Below are 14,541 nucleotides of genomic sequence, written 5' to 3' on the forward strand. Positions count from 1 at the left end.
GGTTGATCCTACTGCACTTCTTCCAGGGCTTGGGCCAGGGGCACGTAAAACTCTTCGAACAGCGCATTGACCGCTTCACGGGCCTGCTCGGTGACAAAGCCGGCTTCCAGCACCAGCACCTGATAGACGCCGCGCTTGATGGCTTCTTCGCTCAGGTGGGTGGAGTTTTCCCGGGTAGTGCACAGAAAGCGTACCCAGGAGGTGAGGATGATCCAGGCATTGAGGGTCAGGGATTCGATCTGCACCTTGTCCATGGCGACGATTCCGGCGTCGACGAAGCGCCCGTAGATGGCCATGCCCTGGATCAGGCAGCGCTGGGAGAAACGCCGGTAGCGCGCGGCCAGTTCCGGGTCGCTGTCCAGCAGGTGCTCCAGGTCGCGATGCAGAAAACGGTAGCGCCACATGGCCGCCAGCAGCGCCTGCAGGTAATAGCGCTTGTCCTGCACGGTGACTGCGCGCCCGGGCGGCGGGCGCAGGAAGCTGTCCACCAGGCTTTCGTACTCGGCAAACAGCACGGCGATGATCGCCTGCTTATTGGGGAAGTGGTAGTACAGGTTGCCCGGGGAAATCTCCATGTGCGCCGCAATGTGGTTGGTGCTGACGTTGCGTTCGCCTTGCTGGTTGAAGAGTTCGAGGCTGAACTGGACGATGCGTTCGCGGGTTTTTATGCGTGGGGCCATGGGTGTGGGCTTTAATCAGAAGGCTGGGGTGCATCTTACGTTCTATCCCCCTGGGGATAAATCGCGACCGGCACCGGATGGTATTTGACAATTTAGAGCATAAGCTCTAAAAAACTAGCCACCCCCTGAAACCGGAGCCCGTCCATGTCTGCCGAAATCGCCTACCTGCAGGATTCCCTTCAGCAACAGGACGCGCTGCAAACACTGTTCGAAGCCCAGCGCCGGGCCTTTGCCGCCAACCCCATGCCGCCCGCCGCGCAGCGCCAGCAATGGCTCAAGTCGCTGCACGATTTGCTCAACAACGAGCGCCAGGCACTGATCGACGCCATCAGCCAGGACTTCAGCAACCGCAGCGCCGATGAAACCCTGCTGGCCGAGCTGATGCCCAGCCTGCACGGCATCCACTACGCCCGCAAACACCTGAAGAAATGGATGAAGCCGTCCCGCCGCGCCGTGGGACTGGCCTTCCAGCCTGCCTCGGCCAAGGTGGTCTACCAGCCCCTGGGGGTGGTCGGGGTCATCGTGCCGTGGAACTACCCGCTGTACCTGTGCATGGGCCCGCTGGTCGGGGCGCTGGCCGCCGGCAACCGGGTGATGCTCAAGCTCAGCGAGTCCACCCCGGCCACCGGCCAGTTGCTCAAGCAACTGCTGGCGCGGGTGTTCCCCGAGGACCTGGTGTGCGTGGTGCTGGGCGAGGCCGAAGTGGGCATGGCGTTTTCCAAGCTGCGTTTCGACCACCTGCTGTTCACCGGCGCCACCAGCATCGGCAAGCACGTGATGCGCGCCGCCGCGGAAAACCTGACACCGGTGACCCTGGAACTGGGCGGCAAATCCCCGGCCATCGTCTCCAGCAGCGTGCCGCTCAAGGACGCCGCCGAACGCATCGCCTTCGGCAAGACCCTGAACGCCGGGCAGACCTGCGTCGCCCCGGACTACGTGCTGGTGCCGGAAGAACGGGTCGGCGCCTTTGTCGAAGCCTATCGCCAGGCGGTCCGCGGCTTCTTTCCGACCCTGGCGGACAACCCCGACTACACCGCGATCATCAACCAGCGCCAGTTGAACCGGCTCAATGGCTACCTGAGCGACGCCACCAGCAAGGGCGCGCTGCTGGTGCCGCTGTTCGAGCAGAGCCAGGAGCGCCGCCTGGGCCACAGCCTGCTGCTCAACGTCACGGACGACATGAGCGTGATGCAGGACGAGATCTTCGGCCCGATCCTGCCCATCGTGCCTTACCGGACCCTGGATCAGGCCTTTGCCTACATCACCCAGCGCCCGCGTCCGCTGGCCCTGTACTACTTCGGTTACGACAAGGCCGAACAGCAGCGGGTGCTCAACGAAACCCACTCCGGCGGCGTGTGCCTCAACGACACCCTGCTGCATGTGGCCCAGGACGACCTGCCGTTCGGTGGCATCGGCCCGTCCGGCATGGGCCACTACCACGGCCACGAAGGCTTCCTGACCTTCAGCAAGGCCAAGGGGGTGTTCATCAAGCAGCGCTTCAACGCCGCGCGCCTGATCTACCCGCCCTATGGCAAATCGATCCAGAAGCTCATCCAGAAGCTGTTCATTCGTTAACCAGTACAACGCCGGGTAATAACAACAATGACCCCTAGCCTGTCTGCAACACCCGCGCTGTCACGGCGCGGCCTGCTGAAAATCGGCCTCTGCGCCAGCGCGTTCCTGGCCACCGCCGGGCTCGGCGCCAGCCTCAGCGGTTGCTCCGCCAGTACCCCCGCCAGCGGTTTCAGCATGCTGCGCAGCCATGACCTGCCATTCCTGCGGGCGCTGATTCCGGTGATGCTCGAAGGCGCGGTGGCGGCGGACAAGATGCCCGCCGCCGTCGAGGGCACCCTGGCCAGCCTGGACAATGCCCTGAACCACCTCTCGCCGGAGATGTTCAAGCTCACCCAGCAACTGTTCGATGTGCTGGGCATGGCAGTGACCCGCGGCCCGCTGACGGGGATCTGGGGCAGTTGGGAGAACGCCAGCGCGGACGACATCCGGCACTTCCTCAGCCGCTGGGAAAACAGCGTCCTGGCCCTGCTGCGCATGGGCCATGCCTCGTTGCTGCAACTGGTGATGATGGCCTGGTACACCCGCCCCGAGTCCTGGGCCCATTGCGGTTATCCCGGGCCACCGAAGGTCTGATCGGGTGGTGTAGACGCTGCCAGTGGCTGCGCGAGCGCTACGCTCGTGGGGCGATGGGGCAGCGGCTGGGGATCGTCAAGCAAGGCCCTGCGGGCCTTTTCGCAGCTTCGCAGGCTCAGCAGCGGCTACAGTGGATCCGCGCCGAGCCTTCAATAATAAGAGAGCATCCGATATGCCTGTACCTGATCTGTTCCGCGAAGGCCTGAACCGTGGCTGGAAAACCTACAACGGCGCGCAGCTGGAGCAGGACCTGACCCTGGAAGCCGATGTCGCCATCATCGGCAGCGGCGCCGGTGGCGGCACCACCGCCGAAATCCTCAGCGCCGCCGGCTTCAAGGTGCTGCTGATCGAGGAAGGCCCGCTCAAGACCAGCGACGACTTCAAGATGCTCGAGGACCAGGCCTACACCAGCCTTTATCAGGAAGGCATCGGGCGCATGAGCAAGGACGGCGCCATCACCATCCTCCAGGGCCGGGCCGTGGGCGGCACCACCCTGATCAACTGGACATCGAGCTTTCGCACCCCGGACCCGACCCTGGAACACTGGGCCAGGGAACACGGGGTGGTGGGCCACAGCTCGGCCGAGATGGCGCCCTGGTTCGAAAAAATGGAACAGCGCCTGGGTGTCGCGCCCTGGGTCATGCCGCCCAATGCCAACAACGACGTGATCCGCAAGGGCTGCGAAGCCCTGGGCTACAGCTGGCACGTGATTCCGCGCAACGTGCGTGGCTGCTGGAACCTGGGCTATTGCGGCCTGGGCTGCCCGACCAACGCCAAGCAGTCGATGCTGGTGACCACCATTCCGGCGACCCTGGAGAAAGGCGGCGAACTGCTGTACCTGGCCCGGGCCGAGCGCCTGTTGATCAAGGATGACAAGGTCAGCGGCCTGCAATGCCAGGCCATGGACGCCCGCTGCGTCGCCCCCACCGGGCGCACCATCACGGTCAAGGCCAGGCACTACGTGCTGGCCGGCGGCGGCATCAACAGCCCGGCCCTGCTGTTGCGCTCCGATGCCCCGGACCCGCATTCGCGGCTGGGCAAGCGCACCTTCCTGCACCTGGTGAACTTCTCCGCCGGGCAGTTCGACGAGGTGATCAACCCGTTCTACGGCGCGCCACAATCGATCTATTCCGACCATTTCCAGTGGCAGGACGGCACCACCGGCAAGATGTCCTACAAACTTGAAGTGCCGCCCCTGCAACCGGCCCTGGCCAGCACCCTGCTGGGCGGTTTCGGGCCGCAGAGCGGGCTGTCCATGGAGCAACTGCCCCACACCCACGCCATGCTGGCCCTGCTGCGGGACGGCTTCCACCCCGACAGCACCGGCGGTAACGTCGAGCTACGCGGCGATGGCACCCCGGTGCTCGACTATCAGGTTTCACCCTACGCCTGGGATGGCCTGCGCCGGGCCTTCCACAGCATGGCGGAGATCCAGTTCGCCGGTGGCGCCAAGGCGGTCAAGCCGCTGCACAGCGATGCCCGCTTCGCCAAGACCCTGGGCGAAGTGCGTGCGCAGATCGACGGCCTGGACCTGGCCCTGTACCGCACCCGCCTGGGCAGCGCCCACGTGATGGGCGGCTGCGCCATGGGCGAAGACCCGAAAATCGCCGTGGCCGACAGCCTCGGGCGCCACCATCAACTGCACAACCTGTCGATCCACGACGGCTCGCTGTTCCCCACCAGCATCGGCGCCAACCCGCAGCTGTCGGTGTACGGCCTGACGGCGCAACTGGCCACGGCCCTGGCCCAGCGCTTGAAAACGGCGTGAAACAGCCGGGAAATTTCGGCGTCCATCGGGCTTTCTTCTCTAAAAGGCGACTTGGCCGACCGGGAAGGCTGCGATACCATCCGACTCCCCAACGGATTCCCGCCAGGACGACGCGATGAACCGAGTGTTGTACCCAGGTACCTTCGACCCTATTACCAAGGGCCACGGCGATCTGGTCGAGCGCGCCTCGCGGCTGTTCGACCACGTGATCATCGCCGTTGCCGCCAGCCCCAAGAAAAACCCGCTGTTCCCCCTGGAGCAGCGCGTGGAACTGGCGCGCGAGGTGACCAAGCACCTGCCCAACGTTGAAGTCGTCGGCTTCTCCACGTTGCTGGCGCATTTCGCCAAGGAGCAGAACGCCAATGTCTTTCTGCGGGGCCTGCGAGCAGTTTCGGACTTCGAATACGAGTTCCAGCTGGCCAACATGAACCGCCAACTGGCGCCGGACGTGGAAAGCCTGTTCCTCACTCCGTCGGAGCGCTACTCGTTCATTTCCTCGACGCTGGTCCGGGAAATCGCCGCCCTGGGTGGCGATATCACCAAGTTCGTCCACCCCGCCGTCGCCGACGCGCTGACCCTGCGCTTCAAGAAGTAAGCCCCTTGGCCCCGCTGCGGGGCCATTGCCTGACGCCAGCCATCACGCCCGCGTGCACTGCGGGCGTCAATACGGCACAATTGCGCGCATTCGTTTTTACATGCCCGGGCCTGCCGCCCAGGCCGGAGTCCCCCATGTCCCTGATCATCACCGACGATTGCATCAACTGCGACGTCTGCGAACCCGAGTGCCCCAACGCGGCGATCTCCCAAGGCGAAGAGATCTACGTCATCGATCCGAACCTGTGTACCCAGTGCGTCGGCCACTACGACGAGCCGCAGTGCCAGCAAGTGTGCCCGGTGGATTGCATTCCGCTGGACGAAGCGCACCCGGAAACCGAAGAAGAGTTGATGGCCAAGTACCGGAAGATCACCGGCAAGGCTTGAGTGATGGAAACTCGTTTCGGCTCCCACAACCCCTTGTAGGAGCCGGCAGGCCGGCCAAGCGCCTCAGCTCTGGCAACGCGGGCAATAGACGCTGGCCCGCTGGCCGAGCTTGATTTCCCGCAGCCCCGTGCCGCAGACCTTGCAGTGCTCCCCGCCACGCCCATAGACGAACAGCTCCTGCTGGAAGTACCCCGGCTGGCCGTCACCGCCGATAAAGTCGCGCAAGGTGGTGCCGCCGCGCTCGATGGCCGCCGCCAGGATGCGCTTGATCTCGATCGCCAGTTGCAGATAGCGACCGCGGGAAATGCCCTTGGCTTCACGACGCGGATCGATGCCCGCGGCGAACAGCGCCTCGGTCGCATAGATGTTGCCCACCCCGACCACCACCGCGTTGTCCATGATGAACGGCTTGACCGCCATGGAGCGGCCCCGGGACAGCTGGAACAGGCGCTCGCCGTCGAACAGATCGGTCAGCGGCTCCGGCCCCAGGCGCGCCAGCAGCTCGTGGTTCAGCGGGTCCAGGCTCCAGAGCATGGCGCCAAACCGGCGCGGGTCGGTGTAGCGCAGGGCCAGGCCCGACTCCAGTTCGATGTCCACATGTTCGTGCCTGGCCGCCGGCTGGCCGATCTCCACCAGACGCAGATTGCCCGACATGCCCAGATGACTGATGAGGGTGCCGACTTCGGCATTGATCAGCAGGTACTTGGCCCGACGATCCACCTGGACGATGCGCTGCCCGGACAGGCGCACGTCCAGATCCTCGGGGATCGGCCAGCGCAAACGTCGCTCACGAACAATCACCCGGCTGACCTTCTGGCCTTCCAGGTGCGGCGCGATCCCGCGCCGGGTGGTTTCGACTTCCGGTAATTCAGGCATCTTCGCCTCAGGCACTCATTGCGATATGAACAGTCAGTGTGCGCCCAGCTCGCGCACGGTTTCCTTGAGGTTCTCGAAGTCGTAGTCCGACAGGCCGACGTAATCGAGAATCAGGTGGCCGATGCTGTTCCACTCGAAATCCTGGGTCTGGTTGCCCAGCACCCGGTAGGAGGCGCAGATGTGCTCGGCCATCTTCAGGATCGCCAGCAGGTTCTTCAGCTGGCTGTTGCGCGACGACTCGTCGCTGAAGATCGCCAGGGCATTGTGGTGATTGGCGATGGCGTTGGTCACGTGTTCCGGCAGGCGCCAGGACTTGGCGGTGTAGTAGCCGACCACCGCGTGATTGGTGTTGAAGGCACGGTTTTCCGTGTCCACCACCCGCCGCTCGGGTCCGGCACTGCCGTAGGCCTCTTCCAGCACCGCCATGTAGTCGGGGAAGCGCTTGAGCATCAGCGGCACGCCGCAGTCATGGAACAGGCCCAGGGCGTAGGCTTCGTCCACCGCTTGCGAGCCGGTGCGCTTGGCCAGGGTCAGGCAGGTCATGGCCACATCCTGGGCGGTGTCCCAGAAGCGGTTGAGGGTGACGATGGTTTCATCGCTCATCTCGCCCTTGATCGACTGCGCATTGATCAGGTTGATGATCGAGCGGCTGCCCAGGAGGTTCACCGCCCGCTGGATCGAAGCAATCTTGTTGCTCAGCCCGTAATACGGCGAATTGACGATCTTCAGCAACGCCCCAGACAGGCCCGGGTCCTGGGAGATCAGCTTGGCGATCACCTCCAGATCGGGATCGGGCATGTACTGCTCCATCTGCAAATCCACCATGATTTGCGGCTGAGGCGGCACGCTGATGCCTTGCAGGGCCTGCTGAATCTGTTCGGCTGATAGCTCTTGGGACATAAGTACACACTCTGGCTGAGGCGGCGATTCTAACCTCTAACGGGCCAATGTTGGGCGAACGGACAGGAACTTTACCCTGCGCCTTTAGCCGCAGGTCCATTGGCCGTCGCTGAAGTTGCGCAGCAAGGTATAATCGCGCCCTTTTTTCCGGAGCGACGTCATGTCCCTGCCAAGCCTGCGCCTCAAAGCCAACGCCGATCGCCGCCTGCGCGCCGGCCACCTGTGGGTCTACAGCAACGAAATCGATGTGGCCGCCACCCCACTGCACGGCTTCAAGGCAGGCGACCAGGCGCTGCTGGAAGCCGCCGGCGGCAAGCCTCTGGGGGTCGTGGCCATGAGCCCGAACAACCTGATCTGCGCTCGCCTGCTGTCGCGCGATGCCAAGCTGGCCCTGGACAAGTCGCTGCTGGTGCATCGCCTGAACGTGGCCCTGTCCCTGCGCGAGCGCCTGTTCGACAAGCCGTTCTACCGCCTGGTCTACGGCGACTCCGACCTGCTGCCGGGCCTGGTGGTGGATCGGTTCGGCGACATCCTGGTGGTCCAGCTGGCCTCGGCCACCATGGAACAGCACAAGGACGACGTGATCGCCGCCCTGGTCCAGGTGCTCAAGCCCAGCGGCATCCTGTTCAAGAACGACTCCGCCGCCCGTGACGCCGAAGGCCTGGGCCGCTACGTCGAAACCGTGTTCGGCCTGGTGCCGGAGTGGGTCGCCCTGGAAGAGAACGGCGTGAAGTTCGAAGCCCCGGTGATGGAAGGCCAGAAGACCGGCTGGTTCTACGACCACCGGATGAACCGCGCGCGCCTGGCGCCTTACGCCAAGGGCAAGCGGGTGCTGGACCTGTTCAGCTACATCGGCGGCTGGGGCGTGCAGGCCGGCGTGTTCGGCGCCAGCGAAGTGTTCTGCGTCGATGCCTCGGGCTTTGCCCTCGATGGCGTGGAACGCAACGCCGCGCTCAATGGCATTGCCGAGAAGGTCACCTGTGTCGAAGGCGACGTGTTCGAAGCCCTGAAAGAGCTGAAGGCCGCCGAAGAGCGCTTTGACGTGATCGTGGCCGACCCGCCCGCCTTCATCAAACGCAAGAAAGACCTGAAGAACGGCGAAGGCGCCTACCGCCGCCTCAACGAACAGGCCATGCGCCTCCTGAGCAAGGACGGCATCCTGGTCAGCGCTTCGTGCTCGATGCACCTGCCCGAGGACGATCTGCAGAACATCCTCCTGACCAGCGCCCGCCACCTGGACCGCAATATCCAGCTGCTGGAACGCGGCGGCCAGGGCCCGGATCACCCGGTGCACCCGGCCATCCCGGAAACCCGCTACATCAAGAGCATCACCTGCCGCCTGCTGCCCAACAGCTGAGCCCCGGCCGACGGCCATTCCCGCCCGACGCGGGAATGGCCAGCGCCAGCGATTGACTTTGCGCGGCCACGACTCGATTCTCGGCACCTTCTCAAGGACCGAGAGCGCGGCACCATGGACCACTCCCCCGCCACCCCGAAAAACACCGCGGCCGTCATTCTGTTGCTGACCATGACCCTGCTCGGGGTCTTCCCGCTGGACGTCATCCTCCCCTCCTTTCCCGCCCTGGCCGAACGCTTCAATACCTCCAGCGCCGATATCGCGCTGTCCGTCAGCCTGTTCGCCATCGGCTTGTCGTTTTCCCTGATGGTGATCGGGCCGCTATCAGACTCCCTGGGGCGCAAGAAGCTGCTACTGGCAGGCATGGCCGTGGCCATCGCCGGGGCGCTGGGCTGCATGGCCGCCACCGAGTACCCGTGGTTCCTGCTGTTTCGCGTGGTCCAGGCCGTGGGGTGTGGCTGCTTCGTGCTGTCCCAGGCGCTGGTGCAGGACCTGTTCGTCGGCCGGCAGCAGGAGCGCCTGCGCATCGCCCTGGTCACCGCCAGCGGCATCTTCATTTCCCTGTCCCCGCTGCTGGGCACCTGGTTGCAGGCCCACCTGGGCTGGCAGGGCAGCTTCGGTGTGTTCGTCGGCCTCGGCCTGCTGGTCATCCTCAAGGCCTGGGTCCTGCTGGAGAACAGGCCAGGCACGGCGCCAGGCCAGAGGCATATCCTCGCGGCCTACCGGCTGGTGTTTGCCGACCTGTCGTTTGTCGGCTACTGGCTGATCTCGGCGCTGGCCTTCGCCTGCCACTTTTCGTTCATCGTCATTTCCCCGCTCATTTTCATGGAGCAGTTGCAGCTCACGCCCTACCAGTACTCCCTGGCGCTGCTGTTGTATGGGGCGGCCTATGTGCTGGGCGGGGCCGGCGCCGGGGTGATGAACCGCTACCTGCAGGCCAGCACCCAGATCGTCACCGGCCTGGGGCTGATCGCCCTATCCGGCCTGCTGATGCTGCTGTTGCAGCCGTTCGAGCTGTCCGTCGCCACGGTCCTGGTGCCGATGATCGTCTGCACCGCCGGCACCACCATCACCCGCCCGGTGGCGACCTCGCGGGCCATGGGCATCTTTGCGCACAACGCCGGGACCTCGGCGTCGGCGGGCAACATGCTCGTCTTTATCGCTGGTGGCCTGATCAGCGGGTTCATCAGCCTGAGCGCCAGCAATCTGGTGATGGCGCTCGGGCTTTGCTTCCTGGGGCTGAGTGCCATCGCCCTGGGCCTGAACAGCCTGATCAATCGCCGCTATCAGGGCGCTTGCGTCTGAAGATCGCGCAAGCGGCACAAGTCCCTGAGGTAGAGGACAAAGGAGAATGCCAGGGGTGGCCCGGTGAAGTAGCGCAAGGACAGGAACCCGCTCTTGAAGGGATCCAGATGCCACTCGTGGGTCCAGAAATCGAACAGCGCCTGGACCAGCCATGACGCTGACAGGGCCACCAGCATCCAACTGCCGTCCCCCAGCAGCCGCCGTTCGAAGCCCTCGCGGCCCGGCAGCCCAGTGGCGCTGAGCAGCGTCATCAGCAGCAGGAGCGCCACCACGCTGTAGATCACCCCACGCGTGAAGGGCAACTCACTGCTGGCCTGGACCACCACCGCCGCGGCGAAGGCCAGCAGCAGCGCGGCCTTCCAGGTGCGCCACTGGCGCCGCTGCCCGGCCAGCAGCTGCACGAAGCCGCCGCCCGTGAGCAGGGCCGCGCCCACCACGGCCATGGTGCTGCCGGGCCAGTCGCTATGGAGCACCAGCCACATCAGCAACAGCCCCTGCAGCAGGCCGATGCCCAGGTAGAACCTCAGGGATCGCATGTTCGCGGACATTCCAGCTCCATTGGATGATGTTCGAGGGGCGGCGAGTCTAAACCAGGAACCACCGTGCTGGCAGCGCTCAGTGATATCCAGGCAATCGCACGCCGCAGAGCGGCCACGGCATTCCTTCCTGACGCCAGCGGTGTAGAATCGGCGAATTCATCGCCAGTCATCCCCCGGCGGGTTTATGAGCTCAGGCTGAGGCGCGCGGCGATCCCGCGACGTCATCGGCAGCTTTCGGACACACGGCCATTTCTGAGTGTTCCCAAGGTCAATAGAAGCTCACTCCCCATTTGTTCCCTGATTAGCCGCCCGGAGTGCTCCATGCCTGATTACCGCTCGAAAACATCCACCCACGGCCGCAACATGGCCGGCGCCCGCGCCCTGTGGCGCGCCACGGGGATGAAAGATGCCGACTTCAAGAAGCCGATCATCGCCATTGCCAACTCCTTCACCCAGTTCGTCCCGGGGCACGTGCACCTGAAGGACCTGGGTCAGCTGGTGGCCCGCGAGATCGAACGCGCCGGTGGCGTGGCCAAGGAATTCAACACCATCGCCGTGGACGACGGCATCGCCATGGGCCACGACGGCATGCTGTATTCCCTGCCGAGCCGCGAGATCATCGCCGACTCCGTGGAGTACATGGTCAACGCCCACTGCGCCGACGCCATCGTCTGCATCTCCAACTGCGACAAGATCACCCCCGGCATGCTGATGGCCGCCCTGCGCCTGAACATCCCGGTGATCTTCGTTTCCGGCGGCCCGATGGAAGCCGGCAAGACCAAGCTGGCCAGCCACGGCCTGGACCTGGTGGACGCCATGGTCATCGCCGCCGACTCCAGCGCTTCTGACGAGAAGGTCGCCGAGTACGAGCGCAGCGCCTGCCCGACCTGCGGTTCGTGCTCCGGCATGTTCACCGCCAACTCCATGAACTGCCTGACCGAAGCCCTGGGGCTGGCCCTGCCGGGCAACGGTTCGACCCTGGCCACCCACAGCGACCGCGAAGAGCTGTTCCTGCGGGCCGGGCGCACCATCGTCGAGCTGTGCCAGCGCTACTACGGCGACAACGACGAGTCGGTCCTGCCGCGCAACATCGCCAACTTCAAGGCGTTCGAGAACGCCATGACCCTGGACATCGCCATGGGCGGTTCCACCAACACCATCCTCCACCTCCTGGCCGCCGCCCAGGAAGCCGAGATCGACTTCGACCTGCGGGACATCGACCGCCTGTCGCGGAATGTGCCGCAGCTGTGCAAGGTGGCGCCGAACATCCAGAAGTACCACATGGAAGACGTGCACCGCGCCGGCGGCATCTTCAGCATCCTCGGCGAACTGGCCCGTGGCGGCCTGCTGCACACCGACCTGCCCACCGTGCACAGCAAGACCCTGGCCGAAGGCATCGCCCGCTGGGACATCACCCAGACCAGCGACGAAGCCGTGCACCACTTCTTCAAGGCCGGCCCGGCGGGCATCCCGACCCAGACCGCGTTCAGCCAGTCGACCCGTTGGGACAGCCTCGACGACGACCGTGAGAACGGCTGCATCCGCAGCGTCGAGCACGCCTACTCCAAGGAAGGCGGCCTGGCCGTGCTCTACGGCAACATCGCCCTGGACGGCTGCGTGGTGAAGACCGCCGGCGTCGACGAGTCGATCCACGTCTTCGAAGGCAACGCCAAGATCTTCGAAAGCCAGGACAGCGCCGTGCGCGGCATCCTCGCCGACGAAGTGAAGGAAGGCGACATCGTGATCATCCGCTACGAAGGTCCGAAAGGCGGCCCGGGCATGCAGGAAATGCTCTACCCGACCTCCTACCTGAAGTCCAAGGGCCTGGGCAAAGCCTGCGCCCTGCTCACCGACGGCCGCTTCTCCGGCGGCACCTCGGGCCTGTCCATCGGCCACGCCTCGCCTGAAGCGGCGGCCGGCGGCGCCATCGGCCTGGTGCAGGACGGCGACAAAGTGCTGATCGACATCCCCAACCGCTCGATCAACCTGCTGGTCAGCGACGAGGAGCTGGCGGCGCGCCGCATCGAACAGGACAAGAAAGGCTGGAAGCCGGTGGAAGCGCGTCCACGCAAAGTGACCACCGCCCTGAAAGCCTACGCCCTGCTGGCCACCAGCGCCGACAAGGGCGCGGTACGCAACAAGGCCATGCTCGACGGCCTGTGATCGCATCGCCCTGAAATGAAAATGCCCCGCCAAGTGCGGGGCATTTTTTTCACCTTGCATCGCCCTTGCGGACGCCTTCGCTGGCAAGCCAGCTCCTACAGCAGCATTCAGGGTGCTGGCGCCGCCACCGTAGGAGCCGGCTTGCCGGCGAATGGGCCTTTGAACCTTGCGCATCGCCCTTGCGAGCGCCTTCGCTGGCAAGCCAGCTCCCACAGCAGCATTCAGGGTGCTACCGCCGCCACCGTAGGAGCCGGCTTGCCGGCGAATGGGCCTTTGAACCTTGCATCGCCCTCGCGAGCGCCTTCGCTGGCTAGCCAGCTCCCACAGCAGCATTCAGGGTGCTGGCGCCGCCACCGTAGGAGCCGGCTTGCCGGCGAATGGGCCTTTAAACCTCGCATCGCCCTCGCGAGCGCCTTCGCTGGCTAGCCAGCTCCTACAGCAGCATTCGGGGTGCTGGCGCCGCCACCGTAGGAGCCGGCTTGCCGGCGAATGAGCCTTTGAACCTTGCATCGCCCTTGCGTGCGCCTTCGCTGGCAAGCCAGCTCCCACAGCAGCATTCGGGGTGGTGTTGGCGCCAGCATAGGAGCCGGTTCCGGGTTCTCAGGGCATGCGTTCGCCCAACTGCCCGCGCAGGAAACGGTACAGGCCGTCGGCGCTCTTGCGATAACCGTCGGCGGTCAGGTGCACCAGGTCGTTGCGCGCCAGGTCGCTGCCCTGCCATTTGCTGATGGAGCAGTCGCCACCCATGAACGCCTGCCAGTCCCAGAACAGGGTGCGGCTGGTCTTGGCCACGTCCTTCTGGATCTGCACGATCTGCCGCAGCGGTTGCGGCTGGGAAGCCGCGCAGCTGCCGGCATTGCGGCGCTTGATGGAATCCGGCGGCCCCACCAGCAGGATCACGCTCTTGGGCAGGTTCTTGCGCAGCAGCGTGACTTTTTCCTGCAACTGGCTGCGATAGAGCTGCAGGTCCAGGTCGTCATCAAAGGCTTCGTTGGTGCCGTAGGCCAGCACCACCATGTCCGGGCGCAGGGCCTTGAGGGTTTCCAGCCAGCCGGGCTGCCACTTGTCCAGCACATCCAGGCGCGCGCCATTGATGCCCAGGGAGGAATAGATCACCCCGGCGCTCTTCTGCCCGAGGATGTTCCAGCCGCCCAGGGCCAGGCCCTGGTTGTTGGCCACGTTCAGGTCCAGGGGCAGGGTCAGGTTGTTGAACGGCGGACTGAAGCGCCACTGTCCACCGGTGGCGGCCAGCATGCGGCTGCTTTTGTTGAGGTTGTCCCGGGCGGTCAGGGTGTTGTTGCTGGACGCCTGGTACAGCGCGGAAATCCGGTACTGCTGGTTGCTCGGCTGGCGCTCGGCGATATGCACCCGGGCTCCCGGGGTCATCGGCAGCGACAGGTAGCCCCCCAGAGGGAACTGGTTGCTTTGCTGGTTGCGCGCCGACACCAGGGACCACTGGCGCTTGGCCGCTCCCAGGATCACTCGCTCGTAGCGGGTGCCGGGCACCGGCGTGGCCGCCACGAAACCGATGCCGCCATCGCCGTACTGCGCTTGCAGCAGGCGGCGCATCTCGCCGCTGAACAGGTCGGCGGCGGTATGGGAGTCACCCAGTTGCACGATGTTGATGGGGGTGCGGTTGGAGGTACTGAACTTGCGCGCCAGCAGTGCCAGGTTCGGGTCGGTGCCGGTGGTCACGACTTTCTTGGTTCCGCTCCCGGACCGGGCCAGGGCCGAGGCCGGAGTGGCCTGGACCTCGGTGGTCGGGCTGCAACTGCTCAGCAAGGTGATGCCCAGCAACAGCGCAATGCCTTGCAGTCGCCCCAT

13 protein-coding genes are annotated in these 14,541 nt (G+C 65.0%); 8 read left to right on the plus strand and 5 right to left on the minus strand.

All coding sequences use genetic code 11. The annotated features are described in order from the left end of the window. Positions 1-8: 8 nt before the first annotated feature. Positions 9-680 carry a TetR/AcrR family transcriptional regulator gene (locus PST29_RS28625; RefSeq protein WP_060841558.1) on the minus strand — a complete coding sequence of 224 codons (672 nt, stop codon included), beginning with the start codon at positions 678-680 and terminating at the stop codon, positions 9-11. 144 nt (positions 681-824) lie between these two features. Between PST29_RS28625 and PST29_RS28630 the strand changes: the two genes are divergently transcribed. The 5 genes from PST29_RS28630 (at position 825) to PST29_RS28650 (ending at position 5,577) form a co-directional block, all read left to right on the plus strand. Then, on the plus strand, positions 825-2,255 hold the full coding sequence (locus PST29_RS28630) for a coniferyl aldehyde dehydrogenase (protein ID WP_060841559.1): 1,431 nt from the start codon (positions 825-827) through the stop codon (positions 2,253-2,255). Between the two features lie 27 nt (positions 2,256-2,282). Further along, positions 2,283-2,828 carry a hypothetical protein gene (locus PST29_RS28635; RefSeq protein ID WP_060841560.1) on the plus strand — a complete coding sequence of 182 codons (546 nt, stop codon included), beginning with the start codon at positions 2,283-2,285 and terminating at the stop codon, positions 2,826-2,828. Between the two features lie 172 nt (positions 2,829-3,000). Continuing rightward, a complete protein-coding gene (locus PST29_RS28640) occupies positions 3,001-4,596 on the plus strand; it encodes a GMC family oxidoreductase (RefSeq protein ID WP_060841561.1) in 1,596 nt (531 codons plus the stop codon). Between the two features lie 115 nt (positions 4,597-4,711). Beyond that, entirely contained in the window at positions 4,712-5,191 is a 480-nt protein-coding gene (gene coaD, locus PST29_RS28645; protein WP_003176711.1) for a pantetheine-phosphate adenylyltransferase, read from the plus strand. 134 nt (positions 5,192-5,325) lie between these two features. Beyond that, positions 5,326-5,577 carry a YfhL family 4Fe-4S dicluster ferredoxin gene (locus tag PST29_RS28650; RefSeq protein ID WP_007921257.1) on the plus strand — a complete coding sequence of 84 codons (252 nt, stop codon included), beginning with the start codon at positions 5,326-5,328 and terminating at the stop codon, positions 5,575-5,577. A gap of 63 nt (positions 5,578-5,640) precedes the next feature. Here the strand turns inward: PST29_RS28650 and mutM are convergent, their stop codons facing one another. Both mutM and PST29_RS28660 read right to left on the minus strand, forming a co-directional pair. Next, a complete protein-coding gene (gene mutM, locus PST29_RS28655; RefSeq protein ID WP_060844887.1) occupies positions 5,641-6,453 on the minus strand; it encodes a bifunctional DNA-formamidopyrimidine glycosylase/DNA-(apurinic or apyrimidinic site) lyase in 813 nt (270 codons plus the stop codon). A gap of 33 nt (positions 6,454-6,486) precedes the next feature. Then, positions 6,487-7,299 (minus strand): HDOD domain-containing protein, encoded by an 813-nt coding sequence (locus PST29_RS28660; RefSeq protein ID WP_164990730.1) that lies wholly within the window; start codon positions 7,297-7,299, stop codon positions 6,487-6,489. 214 nt (positions 7,300-7,513) lie between these two features. Here PST29_RS28660 and PST29_RS28665 point away from each other — a divergent pair, with 214 nt between their 5' ends. Both PST29_RS28665 and PST29_RS28670 read left to right on the plus strand, forming a co-directional pair. Beyond that, positions 7,514-8,710, plus strand: a complete 1,197-nt coding sequence (locus tag PST29_RS28665; RefSeq protein ID WP_060841564.1) for a class I SAM-dependent rRNA methyltransferase — start codon at positions 7,514-7,516, stop codon at positions 8,708-8,710. A 114-nt stretch (positions 8,711-8,824) separates the two neighbouring features. Further along, positions 8,825-10,015 (plus strand): MFS transporter, encoded by a 1,191-nt coding sequence (locus tag PST29_RS28670; protein ID WP_060844888.1) that lies wholly within the window; start codon positions 8,825-8,827, stop codon positions 10,013-10,015. Here the strand turns inward: PST29_RS28670 and PST29_RS28675 are convergent. After that, positions 9,997-10,563 carry a hypothetical protein gene (locus PST29_RS28675; RefSeq protein ID WP_060841566.1) on the minus strand — a complete coding sequence of 189 codons (567 nt, stop codon included), beginning with the start codon at positions 10,561-10,563 and terminating at the stop codon, positions 9,997-9,999. The two genes, PST29_RS28670 and PST29_RS28675, sit on opposite strands and share 19 nt — an antisense overlap. A 312-nt stretch (positions 10,564-10,875) precedes the next feature. Here PST29_RS28675 and ilvD point away from each other — a divergent pair, with 312 nt between their 5' ends. Continuing rightward, a complete protein-coding gene (gene ilvD, locus PST29_RS28680; protein WP_060844889.1) occupies positions 10,876-12,717 on the plus strand; it encodes a dihydroxy-acid dehydratase in 1,842 nt (613 codons plus the stop codon). Between the two features lie 600 nt (positions 12,718-13,317). Here the strand turns inward: ilvD and PST29_RS28685 are convergent. Next, entirely contained in the window at positions 13,318-14,541 is a 1,224-nt protein-coding gene (locus tag PST29_RS28685) for an SGNH/GDSL hydrolase family protein (protein ID WP_060844890.1), read from the minus strand.

The organism is Pseudomonas sp. St29 (assembly GCF_001547915.1).
GTDB lineage: Bacteria > Pseudomonadota > Gammaproteobacteria > Pseudomonadales > Pseudomonadaceae > Aquipseudomonas.